Origin of the sequence: Micromonospora sp. NPDC049580 (genome assembly GCF_040675595.1) — a bacterium.
GTDB lineage: Bacteria > Actinomycetota > Actinomycetes > Mycobacteriales > Micromonosporaceae > Micromonospora.
Genome location: NZ_JBFAPG010000022.1, coordinates 1 through 21,029, shown reverse-complemented (window position 1 = coordinate 21,029; position 21,029 = coordinate 1). Strand labels below are relative to the sequence as shown.

Annotated in this window: 17 protein-coding genes and 1 tRNA gene; 12 read left to right on the top strand and 6 right to left on the bottom strand. The window is 70.8% G+C overall.

The annotated features are described in order from the left end of the window. Positions 1–204: 204 nt before the first annotated feature. A complete protein-coding gene (locus AB0J68_RS03855) occupies positions 205–669 on the top strand; it encodes an Rrf2 family transcriptional regulator (protein ID WP_238647043.1) in 465 nt (154 codons plus the stop codon). Positions 670–1,132: 463 nt separating this feature from the next. Further along, a complete protein-coding gene (locus AB0J68_RS03850) occupies positions 1,133–2,140 on the top strand; it encodes a sulfite exporter TauE/SafE family protein (protein WP_363935979.1) in 1,008 nt (335 codons plus the stop codon). A gap of 15 nt (positions 2,141–2,155) precedes the next feature. Here the strand turns inward: AB0J68_RS03850 and AB0J68_RS03845 are convergent, their stop codons facing one another. Beyond that, positions 2,156–3,595: a pyridoxal-dependent decarboxylase gene (locus AB0J68_RS03845; protein WP_354861430.1), complete on the bottom strand. Its 1,440-nt coding sequence runs from the start codon at positions 3,593–3,595 to the stop codon at positions 2,156–2,158. 250 nt (positions 3,596–3,845) lie between these two features. On the opposite strand from AB0J68_RS03845, the gene AB0J68_RS03840 reads away from it, so the two are divergent. Beyond that, positions 3,846–6,131, top strand: a complete 2,286-nt coding sequence (locus AB0J68_RS03840; protein WP_363935976.1) for a cellulose binding domain-containing protein — start codon at positions 3,846–3,848, stop codon at positions 6,129–6,131. A 199-nt stretch (positions 6,132–6,330) separates the two neighbouring features. On the opposite strand, the gene AB0J68_RS03835 is transcribed toward AB0J68_RS03840, so the two are convergent. Both AB0J68_RS03835 and AB0J68_RS03830 read right to left on the bottom strand, forming a co-directional pair. Next, on the bottom strand, positions 6,331–7,353 hold the full coding sequence (locus tag AB0J68_RS03835; protein WP_354861432.1) for an LLM class flavin-dependent oxidoreductase: 1,023 nt from the start codon (positions 7,351–7,353) through the stop codon (positions 6,331–6,333). A gap of 33 nt (positions 7,354–7,386) precedes the next feature. Continuing rightward, complete coding sequence (locus AB0J68_RS03830; protein WP_354861434.1) at positions 7,387–7,866, bottom strand: Lrp/AsnC family transcriptional regulator; 480 nt, start codon at positions 7,864–7,866, stop codon at positions 7,387–7,389. Between the two features lie 83 nt (positions 7,867–7,949). Here AB0J68_RS03830 and AB0J68_RS03825 point away from each other — a divergent pair, with 83 nt between their 5' ends. Then, the gene (locus tag AB0J68_RS03825; protein WP_363935973.1) at positions 7,950–9,128 is read left to right on the top strand and encodes an aminotransferase class I/II-fold pyridoxal phosphate-dependent enzyme; all 1,179 of its coding nucleotides are present in this window, start codon (positions 7,950–7,952) and stop codon (positions 9,126–9,128) included. Here AB0J68_RS03825 and AB0J68_RS03820 read toward each other — a convergent pair whose 3' ends face one another. The 3 genes from AB0J68_RS03820 to AB0J68_RS03810 form a co-directional block, all read right to left on the bottom strand. Next, positions 9,129–9,779 carry an epimerase gene (locus AB0J68_RS03820; RefSeq protein ID WP_363935971.1) on the bottom strand — a complete coding sequence of 217 codons (651 nt, stop codon included), beginning with the start codon at positions 9,777–9,779 and terminating at the stop codon, positions 9,129–9,131. Between the two features lie 153 nt (positions 9,780–9,932). Then, positions 9,933–10,088 carry a hypothetical protein gene (locus tag AB0J68_RS03815; RefSeq protein WP_363935969.1) on the bottom strand — a complete coding sequence of 52 codons (156 nt, stop codon included), beginning with the start codon at positions 10,086–10,088 and terminating at the stop codon, positions 9,933–9,935. Between the two features lie 629 nt (positions 10,089–10,717). After that, positions 10,718–10,792: transfer RNA gene (locus tag AB0J68_RS03810), tRNA-Leu, on the bottom strand. Positions 10,793–10,889: 97 nt separating this feature from the next. On the opposite strand from AB0J68_RS03810, the gene AB0J68_RS03805 reads away from it, so the two are divergent. From AB0J68_RS03805 to polA, 8 genes are all read left to right on the top strand, one after another. Further along, the gene (locus AB0J68_RS03805) at positions 10,890–11,513 is read left to right on the top strand and encodes a response regulator (RefSeq protein WP_234584542.1); all 624 of its coding nucleotides are present in this window, start codon (positions 10,890–10,892) and stop codon (positions 11,511–11,513) included. Positions 11,514–11,570: 57 nt separating this feature from the next. Beyond that, on the top strand, positions 11,571–12,758 hold the full coding sequence (locus tag AB0J68_RS03800) for a hypothetical protein (RefSeq protein WP_363935967.1): 1,188 nt from the start codon (positions 11,571–11,573) through the stop codon (positions 12,756–12,758). A 366-nt stretch (positions 12,759–13,124) separates the two neighbouring features. Then, on the top strand, positions 13,125–14,276 hold the full coding sequence (locus AB0J68_RS03795; RefSeq protein ID WP_354861444.1) for a branched-chain amino acid ABC transporter substrate-binding protein: 1,152 nt from the start codon (positions 13,125–13,127) through the stop codon (positions 14,274–14,276). A 64-nt stretch (positions 14,277–14,340) separates the two neighbouring features. Then, a complete protein-coding gene (locus AB0J68_RS03790) occupies positions 14,341–15,324 on the top strand; it encodes a branched-chain amino acid ABC transporter permease (protein WP_354861446.1) in 984 nt (327 codons plus the stop codon). Beyond that, the gene (locus AB0J68_RS03785; RefSeq protein WP_354861447.1) at positions 15,321–16,478 is read left to right on the top strand and encodes a branched-chain amino acid ABC transporter permease; all 1,158 of its coding nucleotides are present in this window, start codon (positions 15,321–15,323) and stop codon (positions 16,476–16,478) included. Before AB0J68_RS03790 ends, AB0J68_RS03785 begins: the two co-directional genes overlap by 4 nt. After that, positions 16,471–17,412 carry an ABC transporter ATP-binding protein gene (locus tag AB0J68_RS03780; protein WP_354861448.1) on the top strand — a complete coding sequence of 314 codons (942 nt, stop codon included), beginning with the start codon at positions 16,471–16,473 and terminating at the stop codon, positions 17,410–17,412. The genes AB0J68_RS03785 and AB0J68_RS03780 overlap by 8 nt, the downstream gene beginning before the upstream one ends. Beyond that, a complete protein-coding gene (locus AB0J68_RS03775; RefSeq protein ID WP_354861450.1) occupies positions 17,399–18,112 on the top strand; it encodes an ABC transporter ATP-binding protein in 714 nt (237 codons plus the stop codon). Before AB0J68_RS03780 ends, AB0J68_RS03775 begins: the two co-directional genes overlap by 14 nt. A gap of 135 nt (positions 18,113–18,247) precedes the next feature. Next, positions 18,248–20,947 (top strand): DNA polymerase I, encoded by a 2,700-nt coding sequence (gene polA, locus AB0J68_RS03770; RefSeq protein ID WP_363935964.1) that lies wholly within the window; start codon positions 18,248–18,250, stop codon positions 20,945–20,947. The last annotated feature ends 82 nt before the right edge of the window (positions 20,948–21,029 follow it).

The window sequence follows — 21,029 nt, the reverse complement described above, 5'->3', positions numbered from 1 at the left end:
TGTTTATCAATGTCCTGCCGAGCCCCCGTAACCGGTCCGGCAGTAATACCGCCCGCCCAGCATAAGGACGCGCCGAATCAGCATTCCGGGCCCCACCGGGTAGTGGATCACGGCGTCCGACGTTATTGGCTAATCGTCGATGCGTGACCGATCGGCCGAGGGTCGCCGACCCGGCCGGATGACCTGCGGGCTAACCTTGCCGGCATGCGTCTCTCCGCCCGGGTCGACTACGCCCTCCGCGCGGCCGCCGAGCTCGCCGCGACGGCCAGTGGCCCCGGGCGGGGCCGGCCGGTCACCGCCGACCAGATCGCGCGTGCGCAGGAGATCCCGCCGAAGTTCCTGGAGAGCATCCTGCTGCAACTGCGTCGGGGCGGCATCGTGCACGCCCAGCGCGGCCCGGAGGGCGGCTACTGGTTGGCCCGCCCGGCCGAGGAGATCTCCCTCGCGGAGGTGATCCGGGTGATCGACGGGCCGCTCGCGCACGTCCGGGGGCAGCGCCCCGAACAGCTCGGCTACCACGGCCCGGCCCGTGCCCTGCAGGAGGTCTGGATCGCGCTGCGCGCCAGCGAGCGGGAGATCCTCGAACTGGTCAGCGTCGCCGACGTGGCCGCCGGCACGTTGCCGGCCCGCGTCACCGAGCTGGTCGCCGACCCGCGCGCCTGGATCTGAGTTGGCAGCGGGCACTCTGCCCGCCCGCGTCACCGAGCTGGTCGCCGGCGCGCGCGCCTGGATCTGAGTTGGCAGCCGGCGCGTTGCCGGCCCGCGTCACCGAGCTGGTCGCCGGCCCGCGCGCCTGGATCTGAGCGCCGGCCGATGCCCGGCCTGATACCCGCTGCGACGCCGCAGCGCGGCTTCCGCGAGATCTTGGACAGTTTCCGTCCGCGCCGAACGGAAACTGTCCAAGATCTTGCCGTGGTGCAGGAGCGTGCGCGGTCGCGACGCCTCGCGCGGGCGCGTCCGGGCGGTTGGTCTGCGGTAATGCGTCGCATTGCCGGGGTACGTCGTGTGGCGGTCCGGCCCGGCCGCGCCTCGCGGTGGCGTCCCATCCCCCGGTCGAGGGCTTGACCCGGGCTGCCCCGTGCCGCATTGTCGACCAAGTCGATAGGAGATACCGAAAAGTCAGGGGGCGCTCGTGCGCAAGCTGCTGGTCCTCGCTCTGGTCGGGCTCGTCGCGCAGTTGATCGATGGTTCGCTCGGTATGGCGTACGGGTTGACCTCGTCCACGTTGCTGCTGGTCGTCGGGGTCGCTCCCGCTGCCGCCTCGGCGTCGGTGCACCTGGCCGAGATCGGTACCACGCTCGCGGCCGGGGTCGCGCACTGGCGGTTCGGCAACGTCGACTGGCGGGTGGTGGCCCGCATCGCCCTGCCCGGCGCGATCGGCGCGTTCGCCGGGGCCACCCTGCTCAGCTCGATCTCCACCGAGTCAGCCGCGCCGTGGATGGCCGCCATCCTCTTCACCCTGGGCGCGTACCTGCTGCTGCGCTTCGCCCGACCGCTGCGTACCGGCCGGGTCGGCGGACGGCTGCGCGGACGCTTCCTCGGCCCCCTGGGCCTGGTCGCCGGCTTCGTCGACGCGACCGGCGGTGGCGGGTGGGGCCCGGTCGCCACCCCGGCGCTGCTGGTCTCCGGTCGGATGGAGCCCCGCAAGGTGATCGGCTCGGTCGACACCGCCGAGTTCGTCGTGGCCGGCGCCGCTAGCGTCGGTTTCCTGATCGGGCTGGGCACGGAGGGGTTCCTTCTCCCCACCGTCGTGGCCCTGCTGATCGGCGGGCTCATCGCCGCCCCGCTGGCCGCCTGGCTGGTGCGCATCGTGCCCGCCCAACTGCTGGGCGCGGCGGTCGGTGGCGTGATCGTGCTGACCAACGCCCGCACCCTGATCCGGTCCGCCGAGCTGGACGGCCCGCTCCGCCCCACCCTGTACGCCCTGCTGGCCGCCGCTTGGCTGACCGCGCTGGTCTTCGCCGTGCGGGCCCTGCGCCGCGCCCGCGCCACCATCGCCGCCGCCCCGACCGTCACTCCCGCCGCCCCGACCGTCACTCCCGCCGCCCCGGCCGTCGCTCCCGCCGTCCCGACCGTCGCTTCCGCCGCCGACGTGGTGCCGGCGGATCTGGCCACAACGGGTACGCCCAGCCCGCGCTGACCGGCGGGGCGCGGGTCAGTGGGTGGGGAGGTCGTCGGCCGCGCCGGCGAGCAACGTCCACGCCTCGTCGACGTGTGCCTCGGTGGTCTGCGGTGCGCCGACGGCCAGCCGCAGCGTGTAGCGGCCGGCCACGCGGGTGTGGGTCAGGTGTGCCCGCCCGGTGCCGTTGACCCGGGCCAGCAGCTCGGCGTTGGTGTCGTCGTCGGCGCGCAGCCGGAAGCAGACCAGCGAGAACGGGTGCGCCGCGGCCAGCTCGAACCGGTCGTCCGCGCGGACCCGGTCGGCGAACCGGGCGGCCAGCGCCACGCCGGAGCGGATGTGCGCCCGCAGCCCCTCGGCGCCGTACCAGCGCAGCACGAACCACAGCTTCAGGGCCCGGAAGCGGCGGCCCAGGGGCACCTGCCAGTCCCGGTAGTCGATCACCGCCCCGGATTCGGAGGCGGCGTTGCGCAGGAACTCCGGGAGCACGGTCAGCGCTTCGATCAGTTCGGCGCGGTCGGCCACCCAGAACGCGTCGCAGTCGAAGCCGGTGAGCAGCCACTTGTGCGGGTCGAAACAGTAGGAGTCCGCGTACTCCAGGCCGGCGTGCGACCAGCGCAGCTCGGGGCAGACGGCGGCGGCGCCCGCGTACGCCGCGTCCACGTGCAGCCAGATCCCGTACTCGGCGCAGATCGCCCCGATCTCGGGCAGCGGATCGACGGCGGTGGTGGAGGTGGTGCCGATGGTGGCGACCACGATGGCGGGTACGTCCCCGGCGGCCAGGTCCGCCTCGATCGCGGCCCGCAGCGCGTCGGGGCGCAGCGCCTGGGTGTCCGGGTCCACGTCGATCGGCCGGATCCCGTCGCCGCCCAACCCGGCGATCCGTGCGGCCTTCTCGATCGAGGAGTGCCCGTGCACGGAGGTGTACGCGCGATAGCGCCTGTCGATTCCGGTGACGCGCCAGCGACCCGCGCTGGCGCGGTGCAGCGCGGCGAGGGTGGCCACCAGGGTCGCCGAGGAGGCCGAGTCCTGGATGACGCCGCCACCGGCGCCGGTCGACCGGAAGCGTTGCGGCAGGTCGAGCAGCTGGGCCAGCCAGTCCATCATGACCGTCTCCAGCTCGGTGCAGGCCGGGCTGCTGGCCCACAGCATGCCCTGCACGCCGAGGCCCGAACTGACCAGGTCGCCGAGCAGACTCGGGCCGGAGGTGTTCGCGGGGAAGTAGCCGAAGAAGCTCGGGTGCTGCCAGTGGGTCAGCCCCGGTAGGACGATCGCGTCCAGATCGGCGAGGACCGCCTCGACCGGCTCGCCGCCGGTGGTGGGCGGCGCGCTCGGCAGGGCCTTGGCCACCGTCCCGGGTGGGTCGGCCGGGGCGACCGGCCGCTGGTGCAGCGTCGTCCAGTAGTCGGCGATCCAGTCGACGACGGCGTGGCCGGCGCGGCGGAACTCGTCCGGGTCCATGTGCGGGGCGCTCACCCGTACGAGTTGATCAGGCATCCCACCGCGGGGCAAGAGCACACGGTTCACGGTGGGGTGTGACATCCGTCGATATTGCGGAGCGGAAAGCGCTTGCCTTACGATGCGGCTGAGCCGGATCCGCGAGTTCCAGGGCGTTTCACCCCGACCAGATCGCCGTTCGTCGCCGCGGCGGCGGGCCGTTCACCGTGCTTCCCGGGCAGGGCAGGTGGACCACAGCGGTCATCACCGGATCCTCCGGAGGCAGTTCATGCACCCGTCCAGACAACGGCTGATCGTGCTGGCCGCGTCGACGGCCGCCGCCGTCGTGGCCGGCGCCGTCGGCACGGTCGTCGCCTCGGCCGCCGCCGTCGGCTGTCGCGTCGACTACCAGGTCACCAACCAGTGGCAGGGCGGCTTCGGCGCCAACGTCACCATCACCAACCTCGGCGAGGAGGTCAACGGCTGGGCCCTCACCTGGTCGTACGCCGCCGGCCAGCAGGTCACCCAGGCGTGGAACGCCACCGTCACCCAGTCCGGCGCCCAGGTGACCGCGCGCAACGTCGACTACAACGGCGCCCTCGCCACCAACGGCACCGCCTCGTTCGGGTTCAACGCCTCGTGGACGAGCAGCAACCCGGTGCCGGCCAGCTTCGCGCTCAACGGCGTCACCTGCACCGGGGCGCCGGCCACCGACGGCCCGACCACCCCGCCACCGACCACCCCACCGCCCACGACGCCACCGCCCACGACGCCGCCGCCGACCACTGCGCCGCCGACGACGCCGCCACCCACCACGCCTGGAGCCGGGGCGAAGCAGATGGAGAACCTGGACCGAGGGTTGATCAGCGTCCGCTCCGGCAGCGGCAACCTGGTGTCCTGGCGGCTGCTCGGCACCGAGACCTCCGGCGTGGCGTTCAACCTCTACCGGGGCTCGACCAGGGTCAACGCCACCCCGATCACCGGCGCCACCAGCTACCTCGACAGCGGCGCGGCGGCCGGGTCGGCGTACACCGTGCGGGCCGTGGTGGGCGGCGCCGAGCAGGCGGCGTCCGCGCCCGCCCTGCAGTTCGCCAACGGCTACCTGGACGTGCCGTTGCAGGTGCCGACCGGCGGGACCACCCCCAGCGGGGAGAGCTACACCTACAGCGCCAACGACGCCTCCGTCGGCGACCTCAACGGCGACGGCACCTACGAGATCGTGCTCAAGTGGGATCCGTCCAACGCCAAGGACAACTCCCAGTCCGGCTACACCGGCAACGTCTACGTCGACGCGTACACCCTGACCGGCACCCGGTTGTGGCGGATCGACCTGGGCCGCAACATCCGCGCCGGCGCCCACTACACCCAGTTCCAGGTGTACGACTACGACGGCGACGGCCACGCCGAGGTGGCCATGAAGACCGCCGACGGCACCCGCTCCGGCACCGGCCAGCTCATCGGCTCGTCGTCGGCGGACTACCGCAACTCCAGCGGCTACGTGCTCTCCGGCCCGGAGTACCTGACCATGTTCAACGGTCAGACCGGCGCGATCGCATCCACCGTGAACTACGACCCGCCGCGCGGCACCGTGTCGTCCTGGGGCGACTCGTACGGCAACCGGGTGGACCGGTTCCTCGCCGGCACCGCCTACCTGGACGGGCAGCGCCCGTCGCTGATCATGGCCCGGGGCTACTACACCCGGGCGGTCATCGCGGCGTGGGACTTCCGCAACGGCACGCTGACCAAGCGCTGGACGTTCGACTCGAACGCCTCCGGCAACGGCGCCGCCGCGGGTCAGGGCAACCACCAGATCTCCGTGGCCGACGTCGACGCCGACGGCCGCCAGGAGATCGTCTACGGCGCCGCCACGATCGACGACAACGGTCGGTTGCTCTACTCGACGGGCAACGGGCACGGCGACGCCCTGCACGTCGGGGACCTCGACCCGGGCCGCGCCGGCCTGGAGGTGTTCAAGGTCGACGAGGACGCGAGCAAGCCCAGCTCCTGGTTCGCGGACGCCCGTACCGGTCAGATCCTGTGGTCCACGCCGGCTTCCGGCGACAACGGCCGGGGTGTCTCCGCGGACATCTGGGCGGGCAGCCCCGGCGCGGAGTCGTGGTCGGCGGCCGTGTCCGGCCTGGCCAACACGCGCGGGCAGAACGTCGGGCGCAAGCCGTCGTCGACGAACTTCCTCGCCTGGTGGGACGGCGACCCGGTCCGCGAGCTGCTGGACGCCACGAAGATCGACAAGTACGGCACCAGCGGCGAGACCCGGCTGCTCACCGGCGACCAGGTGGCGTCCAACAACGGCACCAAGTCCACGCCGGCGCTCTCCGGCGACATCCTCGGCGACTGGCGCGAGGAGGTGATCTGGCGAACCACCGACAGCCGGGCGCTGCGCATCTACAGCACGCCCACTCCGACCAGCACCCGGATCCACACCCTGATGCACGATCCGCAGTACCGCGTGGCGATCGCGTGGCAGAACACCGCCTACAACCAGCCGCCACACCCGGGGTTCTTCATCGGCGACGGAATGGCCAGCCCACCCACCCCGAACATCTACCTACGCTGATCTGACCCTGGCGGTCCTGATCGGGTTCGCCTAGGGTGGCAGGCACCGGGCCGCAGCCGCGGAATCCGCACAGCTCCGGCCCGGTGCTCCACACCGCGGCATTCCCGACCCGTCCCGACCGGGAATGCCGTACCACCACCGGCACCAACATTAGGCACCGTCCGGGTCGCGGGGGTGACGCTGACGTGAAGATCGTGTTTCACGCGTCCCGGCGCAGACCCCCCGCCACCTGCTCGGCGATCAACTCGTACGACCGCACCCGGTCGGCGACGTCGTAGACCAGGGTGGTCAGCATCAGCTCGTCCGCGCCGGTGCGCTCCTGCAACTCGGTCAGCTGCCGGCGCACCGTCTCCGGCGAGCCCAGCGCCTGACCGTCGCGCCGCTGCAGCACGAACTCCCGCTCCATCTCGGTGTACGGGTACGCCGCCGCCTCGTCGGGCGTCGACAGCGGCTCCGGTCGACCGGAGCGCAGCTTCAGAAACGACAGCGCGCTCGGCCCAGCCAGCCACTCGGCCCGCTCGTCGGTCTCGGCGCAGACCGCGTTGACGGCCACCATCGCGTACGGCTTGTCCAGCCACTGCGACGGCCGGAAGTTCTGCCGGTACAGCGCCAGCGCCGGCAGCGTGTTCGCCGAGCTGAAGTGGTGCGCGAAGGAGAACGGCAGACCCAGCAGGCCGGCCAGCTGGGCGCTGAAGCCGCTGGAGCCGAGCAGCCAGACGGCCGGCTGCTCACCCCGACCCGGGGTGGCGATGATCTGCCCCGGCTTCTCTCCGCTGAAGTAGTTCATCAGGTCCGCCAGCTCACGCGGGAAACCCTCCGCCGACAGGCCCTCCATGGTGCGCCGCAACGCCAGCGCGGTCACCTGGTCGGTGCCCGGGGCCCGCCCGATGCCCAGGTCGATCCGACCGGGGTGCAGCGCCTCCAGGGTGCCGAACTGCTCGGCCACCACCAGCGGCGCGTGGTTGGGCAGCATCACCCCGCCCGAGCCGAGGCGGATCGTCGACGTGTTCGCCGCCAGGTGCGCCAGCAGGACCGCCGGCGCGGAGCTGGCGATCGCCGGCATGTTGTGGTGCTCGGCCACCCAGAACCGGTGGTAGCCCAGCTCCTCGGTGCGTCGGGCCAGCTCGGTGGTGGCCTGCAGGGCCGCTCCGGCGGTGGTCCCGCGAGCGACCGGGGCAAGATCAAGAACAGACAACGGTACGGTGATCACACGCAGTGCCAACTCCCTGGCCTGCCCATTCATTCCGGCTGCTGCTCACCCCACCCCGCGGGCCTGCTCGAAGATCAGGCTGGTCTGCGTGTGCTGCACCACCGGATCGACCGCGAGATGATCCAGCACGAAGTCCCGCAGCGCGTCACCCGACGCCGCCCGCACGTGCAGCACGTAATCCTCCGCGCCGGCCACGTGGAACACCGACACCACCCCGGGCAGGCGCACCGACCGGGCCCGGAACGCGTCCACCGCCGCCCGCTCGTGCGCGGTCAACCGCACCGACACCAACGCCTGCAACGGCAGACCCAGCGCGGCCGGATCCACCTCCGCGTGGAAACCCCGGATCGCCCCGCGCTCGCGCAACGCCCGCGTCCGTGTCAGGCACGTCGACGGCGCCACTCCCACCCGCTCGGCGAGCGCGTTGTTCGGCAACCGGCCGTCCGCCGCCAACTCGGCGAGGATCGCGCGGTCCACCTCGTCCAGGGCCGGATACGGCCGCACTTCGTTCGGCTCAGGGGGCATCCGAGCATCCTCCACCGAATATCCCGACGAAGCCAGCCCTCATCTCAGAATTATTCACCAAACCATTGCCCTCTCGGCACCGGATGTTCGACGCTACCGCCATGACGACGGTGGACACCCGGGCCGTACACGCCGGCCGCGACGACCTGCGCACGCTCGGCGTGCACGTGCCACCGATCGACCTCTCCACCACCAACCCACTGCCCTCGGTCGACGACGGCGGCAACGCCTACGAACAACTCGCCACCGGCGGCACCCTCCCCGCCGACGGCAGCGCCGTCTACCAGCGGCTCTGGAACCCCACCGTCGCCCGCTTCGAGACGGCCCTCGCCGAACTGGAGGGCACCGCCCAGGCCGTCGCCTTCGCCAGCGGCATGGCCGCCCTCACCGCCACCCTGCTCGCCGCCACCCGCGACGGCCACCGCCACATCGTCGCCGTCCGACCCCTCTACGGCGGCACCGACCACGTCCTCGCCACCGGCCTGCTCGGCACCACCGTCACCTGGGCCCACCCCGACCAGGTCGCCGCCGCCATCCGCCCCGACACCGCGCTGGTCGTCATCGAGACGCCCGCCAACCCCACCCTCGACCTCGTCGACATCGCCGCCCTCGCCACCGCCGCCGGCGACGTACCCCTGCTCGTCGACAACACCGTCGCCACCCCCGTGCTCCAGCAACCCGCCCGGCACGGCGCCACCCTCGTCCTGCACAGCGCCACCAAGAGCATCGGCGGGCACGGCGACGTCCTCGCCGGCGTCGTCGCCTGCGACGCCGACTGGGCCGTCCGACTGCGCCAGGTCCGCGCCGTCACCGGCGCGATCCTGCACCCCCTCGGCGGCTACCTCCTGCACCGCGGCCTGCAGACCCTGCCGCTGCGGGTCCGCGCCCAACAGGCCACCGCCGAGAAACTCGCCGGCTGGCTCGCCGACCACCAGGGGATACACCGGGTGCACCACCCCTCGGTGTACGACCCGGCGGCGCTGGTCGGACGCCAGATGGCCGGACCCGGCAGCCTGCTCGCCTTCGAGGTACGCGGCGGCGCGCCCGCCGCCGCCACCGTCGCCGCCGCCTGCCGGCTGATCACCCACGCCGTGTCCCTCGGCGGCGTGGACACCCTCATCCAGCACCCCGCGTCGCTCACCCACCGGCCCGTCGAGGGCGACGCGAAGCCCGACGGCGCGCTGCTGCGCCTCTCCGTCGGCCTGGAGGACCCCGACGACCTGCGCGCCGACCTCGCCCAGGCGCTCGACACGATCGCCTGATCAGCGCAGCTCGCGGTTGCCCAGCACCCGGGTCGGTGCGCCCTCCCGCGCCACCCGCAGCATCGCCCGACCGATCCCGTCCGTGGTGGTGACCTGGTTGGGGAAGAGGCGCCGCAACAGCGGGAACAGCGGACGGGTGACCGCGTACCCCAACCGGTACCACCGCGTCTTCGACACCGCCCCGTGCGTCGGCTGGATGAAACCCGGTCGCGCCGCGTACCCGTTGGGCAGCAGATCGATGATCGCGTTCTCGGCACGGCCCTTGACCCGCGCCCACATCACCCGACCCTGTTCGGTCGAGTCGGTGCCGACGCCCGAGACGTAGACGAACGTGACCCGCGGGCTCACCTCGGCCAGCAACCGGGCCGCGGCGAGGGGATAGTCGTAGCTGATCCGGGTGTACGCCGCCTCGTCCAGACCCAGCGACGAGACGCCCAGGCAGTAGAAGCAGGCGTCGACGCCGGTCAGCTCCGCGCGTACCGTCTCCAGGTCACCCACGTCGGGGACCGTCAGCTCCCGCAGCTTCGGATCCTGCCGACCGGTCGGCCTCCGGCCGACGGTGAGCACCTCCCGCACGTCCTCGGCGAGCAGACACTCCCGCAGCACGCCCTGGCCGACCATCCCGGTCGCACCGAAAATGACCACCCGCATCAGAACCCGCCCTCTGTCGTCGACCCCCGCCCAGGCTCCCACGCACGCGATGCCGCTGCCCCATCCACCGGTCGATCATGAAGTTATCGCCTTCGATGTCGGCGTGTCGGCGCAATAACCTCATGATCACCAGGGTTGGGCGGCCTGGCGGGGTCAGGACTTGGGGCCGACGTGCCGGTCGAGCGCGGCTACCGCGTCGCGCCGCGCCACCGACAGCGAGTTGCGACGGTTCATCCGCCAGGCGATGCCGAGCAGGTCGAGGCCCCACTGGCAGAGCCCCATGATGTCCGTCGACTCGTTGACAAACATGTAGCGCGGGAGACGTACGCCCTGCCGCGCATGGTCACCCGGTTGGCGATGCGGCAGCCGTCGGAGTGGAACAGCCCTCTCAGGAAGTCGCCGGGGTGCTGCTCCATGATCGGCCTTTGCCAGTCGGCGAGGACGATCGGTCGCTCGTGCTTCTTGCCGGGACCGTGCTGCGGGAGCAGGCAGGGCCAGTGGAGGCCGTAACTCTGCACGCCCACGCAACCCTGCTTCTGGACCCGTTGCACCTTCGAGGCCAACACGGCTCGCATGGCCACATCGCACGCCTCGATCAGCCCAGGCCAGGCATTGGAACAGTAGATGCGCAACACCGGAACACGCGCCGCCGTCACCAGGTGGCCGTCGCCCAGGTAGAGACCGAGCAGGTAGGCGTAGGCCGCGGGGTCTGTCGGACTATCGACACCTTCACGGCAGCGGAAACACCGGAGCTGGGTGCCCTGGAACTTCGCTTCCGGCCGGTCGTTGCACCAGTGCCAGACCGTGCGATATGGCAGACCGACAGCCCGAGCGGTGTCGGCGACAGTGCCGCCCGCGAGGAAGAACTGGCGTGCACGAGCACGGATCTCAGGTGGATGCACGGGACCATGCTCGAACATCCGTACGACATTAATTTGTGCCCTCGGTGGGATTCGAACCCACACTGTATGGAGTTTGAGACCATTGCCTGCTGCCAGTTGGGCTACGAGGGCGCTTCCCTGATTCAGCCCTGACAGGATACCCACTACGCTGAGGGCGGTGACACCCGGCTGGGCGGGTGTCGGGTTCGAACTGGTGGGGGTAGGGCTGGTGGCTGAGATGCCGACGGATGCCGAGCGCAGGCGCGTACTGATCGCCGAGGACGAGGCGCTGATCCGGCTGGACCTCGCCGAGATGCTTGTCGAAGAGGGCTACGAGGTGGTGGGGGAGGCCGGCGACGGCGAGACCGCCGTGCGCCTCGCCGAGGAGCTGAAGCCCGACCTCGTCATCCTCGACATCAAGATGCCGATCATGGATGGGCTGGCCGCTGCCGAGCGGATCGCCGGCGCCCGGATCGCCCCGGTGATCATCCTGACCGCGTTCAGCCAGCGGGACCTGGTGGAGCGGGCGCGGGCGGCGGGCGCGATGGCGTACCTGGTGAAGCCCTTCCAGAAGAGTGACCTGGTCCCGGCGGTGGAGATCGCGCTGTCGCGCTACTCGGAGGTCGCGGCCCTGGAGGCGGAGGTCGCGAGCCTGACCGACCGCCTGGAGATCCGCAAGACGGTCGAGCGCGCCAAGGGCGCGCTGATGACGACGTACGGGATGACCGAGCCGCAGGCGTTCAAGTGGATCCAGCGCACGGCGATGGACCACCGGATGACCATGAAGGAGGTCGCCGAGCGGATCCTCGCGGAGACCGCCGGCGGCGAGGTGGCGCAGCAGCCGACCGTCTGAGTGGGTCTGCCCTGCTCGGGGTCACCGCGCGCGGCGGGTGCTGGTTAGCATCGACGGGTGTCCGTCCGACGGGTGATCGCGGTGTCCGGCCTCTTCGCGCTGCTGCTCGCCGGCTGTGACGGGCCGGCCGTGCCGACCGGTGAGCGGCTGTCCGCTGGTGCCGCGCCCGCGCTGCGGCCGGCGTGGCAGGCGTTGACGCTGCCGGCGCCGCCGGGTGGCGCGGGCCGCCTGTTGGTACGCGACGTGGCGGCGTGCGCGGGCCGGTGGTTCCTGGTCGGCGGCGTCGCGGACGCCGCTGGCGGCACGCGCCCGGCGGTCTGGACCAGCGTGGACGGTACGGCGTGGACGGTCCTGCCGGTGCGGGCGGATTCGTTCTACGGCAAGCAGAACGTGCTGTCGTCGGTGGCGTGCCGCGACGGCCGGGCGGCGGTGATCGGCGCGAAGGTCGGCGGGGCACATGGCTATCCGCGGGTGAGCACCTGGCGGCAGGTGGCCGACGGCGCGCTGGTCGAGGTGCAGGCGTCCTTCGAGACGTACGGCGGGCCGAAGGCGGTGAACGTGTCCCGCCTGGCGGCGGGTCCCTCGGGCTGGTTGATCGTGGGCAACCGTTCGGCGGGTGCGGCCTCGTGGGTGTCGTCGCCGGAGGCGGCGGAGTTTGCTCTGGTGGAGGGCGCGCCGGGGCTGGCGAGTGACACCACGGGGGTGACCTGGGCGTTCGACGCGGCGGCGACGTCGTCGGGTTGGCTGGCCGTGGGTGGTCTGCTGCCGGCCGGCCGGATCGACCGGGACCCGGCGGTGTGGTCGTCGCCGGACGGGCGGTCGTGGCAGCGCACGGTGTTGCCGGGTGGCCCGGAGTACGAGGAGTTGCAGCGGGTGGCGCTGGCCGGTGGGGTGCCGGTGGCGGTCGGGCTGCGGGGTGCGACGTTCGGCGCGTGGCGTCAGGAGGCGGCGGGCTGGGTGGCGGCGGGGACGTTCGGGCGGCGGTCTGCGGCGGGGGTGCCTCAGGTGGCGTCGCTGGTGGCCTCCGGTGATCGGCTGTTCGCCGCGGTGACGGACGGTGCGCGTTACTCGGTGTGGGTGTCGACCGATCGGGGTGGATCGTGGCGGGAGGCCGCGATGCCGCTCGATGTGGCGGCGGGTGCCGACCGGGACGTGGCGCTGGTCGCGGTGGGTGAGCGGTGGTGGCTGGCGGTGGACGACGGTTCGCGGTCCGGGCTGTGGTGGGCGGGCGGGGTGGGCGCCTGAGGGTGGGGCCTGGTGGTCCCGTGGCCGGGCGGCCGACTGTCCGGATTGTTTGCGCAGGTCAGATCGTCTTTTCGGTGGGCTCCGTCGGTCCGGTTGGGTGTGCGGCGCGCTCAGACCGGCCGTGGGCTTAAGGACCGATCGACGGATTCACCTGTTACGGGCATCGACAGGATTGCCCGCGTCTTCGTAACGGTTTCGCAGACCCCGCGTTCAGGCCTTCCGGGACGGTATGCGGTGTCGGTACGCTCCGCCATCACGAGCCGTTACGCAGGGGGCGTCCCTGCGGGGTGGGTGGATTTGCGGTCCGCGTGCTGTCGCCGTCACTACGGGTCAGCCGCGTCCGCATCTGGAGGAGGTCAGGAAGCCGTGAGGCGAAGCTATGTACGGGCGCTGGGCACTGTTGCGCTCGCCGCGACCCTGGTGGTCGCGGCTGGTTGCCAGGATTCCGGTGGCGGCGACGGTGGGACCGCGTCCGGTGACTGCGGTGGCAAGATCGCGATCTTCGGCGCGTTCACCGGTGACAACGCGGGTCTGGTGATCCCGTCGCTCAACGGCGCGAAGCTCGCCGTGAAGCAGTTCAACGAGGCGAACCCGAACTGCAAGGTCGAGATGCAGCCGTTCGACACCCAGGGTGACCCGGCTGTCGCGACCCCGTTCGCGAACCAGATCGCGGGTGACAAGTCGTTCCTCGGTGTCATCGGTGGCCACTTCTCCGGTGAGTCGGACGCCACCATGCCGATCTACCAGGCCGCTGGCCTGGCCATGATCAGCCCGTCGGCGACCCGTACGGACCTGACCCAGAAGGGCAACACGTCCTTCTACCGGGTCGTCGGCAACGACGGCACGCAGGCCGGCGCGGTGGCGAGCTACCTGAAGGCGCAGAACGCCGCCAAGGTCTTCATGATCGACGACGGCAGCGCCTACGGCGCGGGCATCACCGCCGAGCTGGGCAAGAACCTCGGCCCGGCGCTGGCTGGCAGCGACAAGATCCAGGAGAAGCAGTCGCAGTTCGACGCGACCATCTCCAAGATCAAGGCGAAGCAGGCCGACTTCGTCTTCTACGGCGGTTACACCCGTGAGGCCGCTCCGCTGGTGAAGCAGATGCGCGCTGCCGGTGTCCAGGCCAAGTTCGTCGGCCCGGACGGCCTGTACGACCCGGCGTTCCCGGCGGGTGCCTCCGGCGGCGCCGAGGGCGCGATCATCACCTGCCCGTGCCTCCCGGCCGACAAGGCCGGCGGCACCTTCGCCGCCGACTACCAGAAGGAGTACGGCATCGCGCCGGGCTCCTACGGCGCTGAGGGCTTCGACGGCGCGCAGATCTACCTCGACGCGTTCAAGGCCGGCAAGAAGACCCGGGCCGACATCCTGGCCTTCGTGAAGTCCTACGACAAGCAGGGCGTGTCGAAGTACATCAAGTTCGACGACAAGGGCGACGTCGACCCGTCGAAGGTCGTCATCTGGGCCTACCAGATCAAGGGCAAGGAGATCACCGCGCTGCAGGAGCTCAAGCTCAGCTGACGGCACGGCAAACGGGGTGCGGCCGGGGTTTCTCCCCGGCCGCACTCGATTCAAGGAGACCCCGGTGAATTTCGACGAACTCTTCGGCCACCTCGGCCAGCACACCGTCGACGGGTTGTCCAAGGGGGCGATCTACGCCCTGATCGCCCTGGGCTACACCCTCGTCTACGGCGTCCTTCGCCTGATCAACTTCGCTCACTCCGAGGTCTTCATGGTCGGCACCTTCGCGGTGCTGGGCGTGTGGAGCGCCTTCGGTGTGCAAAATAACCCGCCGGTCGGACAGGCCGTGCTCTTCCTCGTACTCGGTCTGGTGGCCGCGGCGGTCGCGTCGGGCGGCACGGCCCTGGCGATCGAGCGGATCGCCTACCGGCCGCTGCGCCGCAAGAACGCCCCGCCGCTGATCTTCCTGATCACCGCGATCGGCCTCTCCCTGGTGCTGGTCGAGGTCTTCGGCCTGCTGCTGCCCGACACCGTCGGCGGCACGTTCCCGGACCTGTTCGGCCGGCCGCGGCAGATCGTCGGCATGCCGACGATGATCAAGCAGGAGACGCTGTTCTCCATCGGCGGCACGAACATCACCAACATCCAGGTGATCGTGTTCGTGTCGGCCGTGGTGATGATGGCCGCGCTGGACTGGTTCATCAACCGCACCCGGTACGGGCGGGGCGTGCGCGCCGTCGCCCAGAACCCGGAGACGGCGGCCCTGATGGGCGTCAACCAGGAGCGCGTGATCATGCTGATCTTCGTGCTCGGCGGGATGATGGCCGGCGCGGCCGCGCTGCTGTGGAGCATGCGCTTCGGCTTCACCCAGAACAGCATCGGCTTCGTGCTGGGCCTCAAGGCGTTCACCGCCGCCGTTCTCGGCGGTATCGGCAACCTGCGCGGTGCCCTGGTGGGCGGCCTCTTCCTCGGTCTCGTCGAGGTCTATGGAGCCACCCTCTTCGCGTCGAACTGGGAGGACGTCATCGCCTTCGTGGTGCTGATCGCGGTGCTGATGTTCCGGCCCACCGGTCTGTTGGGTGAGTCGCTGGGGAGGGCCCGCGCATGATGAACTCCATTCGCGGCGCCGACCGGCGTCGGGTCAGCCTGCTTACCGGCGTCGGCGACCGGTTCCGGGCGCTGCCGAAGTGGCAGCGGGCCGCGGCCTTCCTGGCCTTCGTGGCGTTCCTCTACTACCTGCCGCTACTCGGTATCCCCGGCCTCACCTGGCTGCGGACCGACTCGATCGCCGGCGGCAACAACTGGGCCGGTGTGCTCTTCATCTGCGCCATCTACGTGCTGGTCGCGATCGGCCTGAACGTGGTGGTCGGCCTCGCCGGTCTGCTGGACCTGGGTTACATCGGCTTCTTCGCCGTCGGGGCCTACAGTGTGGCGCTGTTCGGTTCGGTGAACTCGCCGGTGGTGAAGTGGATCCAGCAGAAGTTCGACCTGCCGCCGACCTGGGCGGTCACCTGGGCGATCTGCCTGTTCATCGCGATCGTCCTGACGATGATCTTCGGGGTGCTGCTGGGCTGGCCGACGCTGCGGCTGCGCGGCGACTACCTGGCCATCGTGACCCTCGGCTTCGGTGAGATCATCCGGATCGTGGCCCGCAACGCCACCAGCATCACCAACGGCAACCAGGGCATCTCCGCGATCCCGGGGCCGGAGGGCCCGCCGTCGGCCGACAACCAGATCTTCGGGCTGATCGACGCGAAGCCCTGGTACTGGCTGGCAATCACGGTGGTGCTGCTGATGGTCTTCGCGGTGCGCCGGCTCGAGCACAGCCGGGTCGGCCGAGCCTGGCTCGCCGTCCGGGAGGACGAGGACGCCGCCGCGGTGATGGGGGTCTACCCGTTCAAGTTCAAGCTCTGGGCGTTCGCCATCGGCGCCGCCCTGGGCGGGCTCTCCGGGTTCCTCTTCGCCAGCCGTAACGCGTTCATCGACCCGACCCAGTTCAACGCGAACCTCTCCATCCTCTTCGTCGCCATGGTCGTGGTCGGCGGCTCGGGGAACATGATCGGGGTCTCGCTCGGCGCGGTGCTGCTCGCCTACCTGCCGGAGCGGTTCCGGGAGGTCGCCGACTACCGGTGGCTGGCCTTCGGCCTGGCCATGGTCGTGGTGATGATCCTGCGTCCGCAGGGCCTGATCCCCAGCCGGCGGCGGGCCCGCGAGCTCAAGGACCGCGCGGCGGCGGCAGAGGAGGCGCCCGCTCATGTCTGACCAGACGACCGACACCGTGACGCCGAAGATCCCGACCCAGCCGGGGCCTCGGCAGGTGCTTCTCGAAGTCGACGACGTCACGCTCCGCTTCGGCGGCGTGGTCGCCCTCGACAAGATCAATTTCCAGATCTACGAGGGCGAGATCCTCGGCCTCATCGGGCCGAACGGCGCCGGCAAGACCACCAGCTTCAACGTGATGACCGGGGTCTACAAGCCGACGTCGGGCGCGGTCCGGTTCCGGGGCCAGAAGGTGACCGGCCGCAAGCCGCACCAGATCAGCCAGTTGGGCATCTCCCGGACGTTCCAGAACATCCGTCTCTTCCCGGAGATGACGGCGCTGGAGAACGTCATGGTCGGCACGGACTCCCGGCACAAGACCAGTGTGCCGGGGGCGCTGTTCCGGCTCTACCGGGTGCGACCCAAGCCGGAGGAGCTGCCGCAGGTCACCGCCGCGTCCGGGATCGTCCGGACCTGGCAGCAGGTGCGCCTGAAGGCCGCGAAGATCTTCGGCCTGTCCCGGCACATCCTGGAGGAGCGGGCGGCGGAGGCCAAGGCGCTCGAGTTGCTGCGCTTCGTCGGGATCGCCGACCGGGCCAACGACGAGGCGCGCAACCTGCCGTACGGCTACCAGCGGCGGTTGGAGATCGCCCGCGCGCTGGCCACCGAGCCGAAGCTGATCTGCCTGGACGAGCCGGCCGCCGGCTTCAACCCGGCGGAGAAGGAGGAGCTCCTCACCCTGATCCGCAAGATCCGTGACATGGGCCTGACCGTCCTGCTCATCGAGCACGACATGCGGCTGGTCATGGGTGTCACCGACCGGATCGTGGTGCTGGAGTTCGGCCGCAAGATCGCCGAGGGTGCGCCCGCGGAGGTCAGCCGCGATCCGAAGGTGATCGCCGCGTACCTGGGGGAGCCCGCCGATGACGCTGCTTGAGCTCGAGAACGTCGCCGTCGCGTACGGCCGGATCGAGGCGTTGCACGGGATCAGCCTCACCGTCAACGAGGGTGAGGTGGTGGCCCTGATCGGCGCGAACGGCGCCGGCAAGACCACCACGATGCGGGCCATCTCCGGGACCAGGTCGCTCAGCACCGGGAAGATCACGTTCAACGGTGAGGACATCAGCAAGCTCCGCGCCGACCTGCGGGTGGTGCGGGGGTTGTGTCAGTCGCCGGAGGGGCGGCAGATCTTCCCCGGCATGACGGTCATGGAGAACCTGGACATGGGGGCGTACACCCGGCGGGACTCCGCCGGCATCGCCGCCGACCTGGATCGGGTGCTGACCCTCTTCCCACGGCTGGCCGAGCGGCGCAAGCAGGCCGGCGGCACCCTCTCCGGTGGCGAGCAGCAGATGCTCGCGGTCGGTCGGGCGCTGATGAGCCGTCCGAAGTTGCTGCTGCTCGACGAGCCGTCGATGGGTCTGGCCCCGCTGGTGATCCGGCAGATCTTCGACATCATCACCGAGATCAACCAGCAGGGCACGACGATCCTGCTGGTGGAGCAGAACGCCCAGCAGGCGCTGTCGCGGGCACACCGCGGCTACGTGCTGGAGACCGGTCAGATCGTGAAGGAAGGGTCCGGTCAGGACCTGCTGCACGACCCGTCGGTCAAGGAGGCGTACCTCGGCGTGGCCTGAGCCACCGCATCCGGCGGCCGGTCGTCCCCTCGTGGGCGGCCGGCCGTCGGCGTGCGTGCCGTGGGTTGTGTTTTCGCGCCCGTGGCGCGGTGCCGCCACCCTGGGTTGTCGGTGCGACGGACTAGAGTCGCTGCCGTGACAGCTACGACGCCGCGCCTGCTCCTCGTCGACGGACATTCCCTGGCATACCGGGCGTTCTTCGCCCTGCCGGTGGAAAACTTCTCCACCACGACGGGTCAGCCGACCAACGCGGTGTACGGCTTCACCTCAATGCTGATCAACGTCCTGCGCGACGAGCAGCCCACCCACATCGTCGTCGCCTTCGACGTCTCCCGCCGGTCCTTCCGCACCGAGAAGTACGCGGAGTACAAGGCCGGCCGCAGCGAGACCCCGACCGACTTCAAGGGCCAGGTCAGCCTCGTGAAGGAGGTCCTGGCGGCGCTGCAGATCCCGGTGGTCGAGATGGAGGGCTACGAGGCCGACGACGTCATCGCGACGCTCGCCTGCCAGGCCCGCGACCAGGGGATGACGGTGCTGATCAGCACCGGCGACCGGGACGCCTTCCAGCTCGTCGGTGACCAGGTCACCGTGCTCTATCCCCGCAAGGGCGTCTCCGACCTGGCCCGGATGGACCCGGCGGCGATCGAGGCGAAGTACGGCGTCGGGCCCGAGCGCTACCGCGACCTCGCCGCCCTGGTCGGCGAGACCAGCGACAACCTCCCCGGCGTGCCGGGCGTCGGCCCGAAGACCGCCGCCAAGTGGATCACCATGTACGGCGGCGTGGAGGGCGTGATCGCCCGCGCCGACGAGATCAAGGGCAAGGCCGGCGACAGCCTGCGGGAACGGCTCGCCGACGTGATCCGCAACTACGAGATCAATCGCCTGGTCTCCGACCTGGAGCTGCCGCTGCGCCCGGAGGACACCCGCTGGGCCGGCTGGGACCGGGAGGCCGTGCACCAGGTCTTCGACACGCTGGAGTTCCGCATCCTGCGCGACCGCCTCTACCAGTATCTGGAGGCCGTCGAGCCGGAGGCCGAGTCGGGCTTCGACCTGACCGGTGAGGTGCTCACCGAGCCGGGTGGGCTCGCCGCCTGGCTGGGCACGCACGCCCCGACCGGCACCCCGGTCGGGCTCGCGGTCAAGCTCGACACCGGCCCCAACCGCCGGCACACCGCCTCGATCACCGGTCTGGCGCTGGCCAGCGCCGGGGGCGCGGCCGCATGGGTGGACCCGACCGGGCTCGACGCCTCCGACGAGAGCGCCCTCGCGGCGTGGCTGGCCGACGCGCAGCGGCCCAAGGTGCTGCACGACAGCAAGCCGGCGGTGCTGGCCTGCGCCGCACACGGCTGGGAGCTGGCCGGCATCGTCCGCGACACCCAGATCGCCGCGTACCTGGCCCGTCCCGACCAGCGGTCCTACGACCTGACCGACCTGGCCCTGCGCTACCTGCACCGCGAGCTGCGGGTGGACGTGCCCGAGACCGGGCAGCTCACCCTCGACGGGCTGGGCGACGAGGGCGTGGCCGAGCAGAACCTCATGCTCCAGGCCCGCGCCACCCTCGACCTCGCCGACGCGATCGACGCCGAGCTGTCCCGCGACGGTGAGCAGTCCGCGCGGCTGATGGCCGGGGTGGAGCTGCCGCTGATGCGGGTGCTCGCGGGCATGGAGCGCACCGGCATCGCCGCCGACAATGACTACCTGCACGAGTTGGAGGCGCACTTCGCCGGCGAGGTCAAGACCGCCGCGCAGGGCGCGTACGAGGCGGTGGGCCGAGAGTTCAACCTCGGCTCGCCCAAGCAGTTGCAGGAGATCCTCTTCACCGAGCTGGGCCTGCCGAAGACCAAGAAGATCAAGACGGGCTACACGACCGACGCCGACGCCCTGCAGTGGCTCTACGCGCAGCAGCCGCACCCGGTGCTGGCCCACCTGCTGCGCCACCGCGACGTCGCCAAGCTCAAGTCGACGGTGGACGGCCTGCTCAAGTCCGTCTCAGACGACGGCCGGATCCACACCACCTTCAACCAGACGGTGGCGGCCACCGGGCGCCTCTCCTCGACCGAGCCCAACCTGCAGAACATCCCGATCCGCACCGAGGAGGGCCGACGCATCCGCCGGGCCTTCGTGGTGGGTGAGGGGTACGAGTGCCTGCTCACCGCCGACTACAGCCAGATCGAAATGCGGATCATGGCGCACCTCTCCTCGGACGACGCGCTGATCGAGGCGTTCAACTCCGGGGCCGACTTCCACGCCGCCACCGCCTCGTCGGTCTTCGGCGTGCCGGTCGACGAGGTCACTCCGGACCAGCGGCGCAAGATCAAGGCGATGAACTACGGCCTGGCGTACGGGCTCAGCGCGTTCGGCCTGTCCCAGCAGCTCAACATCAACACCGAAGAGGCCCGCGGCCTGATGGAGAACTACTTCGCCGGCTTCGGCGGAGTGCGCGACTACCTGCACCAGGTCGTCGCCCGGGCCCGTCAGGACGGCTACACCTCGACCATTCTGGGTCGCCGCCGCTACCTGCCCGACCTGGTGAGCGACAACCGGCAGCGCCGCGACATCGCCGAGCGGATGGCTCTCAACGCCCCCATCCAGGGGTCGGCCGCCGACATCATCAAGGTGGCGATGCTGCACGTCGACACCGCGCTCGCCGACGCCGGCCTGCGCTCCCGGATGCTGCTACAGGTGCACGACGAGCTGGTCTTCGAGGTCGCCCCGGGTGAGCGGGAGGCGTTGGAGGCGCTGGTGCGGCGTGAGATGGGTGGGGCGTACCCGCTGTCGGTGCCGCTGGAGGTGTCGGTCGGCGAGGGCCGGGACTGGAACAGCGCTGATCACTGATCTGGTTGTTGGTTGCGGTGGGGGGTTCCGGGGCAGCCCGACCCGCGCAGGGATCAAGCCTGACCGCCCGGAGCGGGTCGGG

What these genes read in the sequence shown, in the direction of transcription:
- AB0J68_RS03830 (WP_354861434.1), bottom strand. Translation starts at nt 7,866, where the DNA reads ATGCCCCCTGAGCCGAACGAAGTGCGGCCGTATCCGGCCCTGGACGAG.
- AB0J68_RS03855 (WP_238647043.1), top strand. Translation starts at nt 205, where the DNA reads ATGCGTCTCTCCGCCCGGGTCGACTACGCCCTCCGCGCGGCCGCCGAG.
- AB0J68_RS03815 (WP_363935969.1), bottom strand. Translation starts at nt 10,088, where the DNA reads ATGTTTGTCAACGAGTCGACGGACATCATGGGGCTCTGCCAGTGGGGC.
- AB0J68_RS03820 (WP_363935971.1), bottom strand. Translation starts at nt 9,779, where the DNA reads ATGCGGGTGGTCATTTTCGGTGCGACCGGGATGGTCGGCCAGGGCGTG.
- AB0J68_RS03775 (WP_354861450.1), top strand. Translation starts at nt 17,399, where the DNA reads ATGACGCTGCTTGAGCTCGAGAACGTCGCCGTCGCGTACGGCCGGATC.
- AB0J68_RS03825 (WP_363935973.1), top strand. Translation starts at nt 7,950, where the DNA reads ATGTTCGACGCTACCGCCATGACGACGGTGGACACCCGGGCCGTACAC.
- AB0J68_RS03780 (WP_354861448.1), top strand. Translation starts at nt 16,471, where the DNA reads ATGTCTGACCAGACGACCGACACCGTGACGCCGAAGATCCCGACCCAG.
- AB0J68_RS03840 (WP_363935976.1), top strand. Translation starts at nt 3,846, where the DNA reads ATGCACCCGTCCAGACAACGGCTGATCGTGCTGGCCGCGTCGACGGCC.
- AB0J68_RS03785 (WP_354861447.1), top strand. Translation starts at nt 15,321, where the DNA reads ATGATGAACTCCATTCGCGGCGCCGACCGGCGTCGGGTCAGCCTGCTT.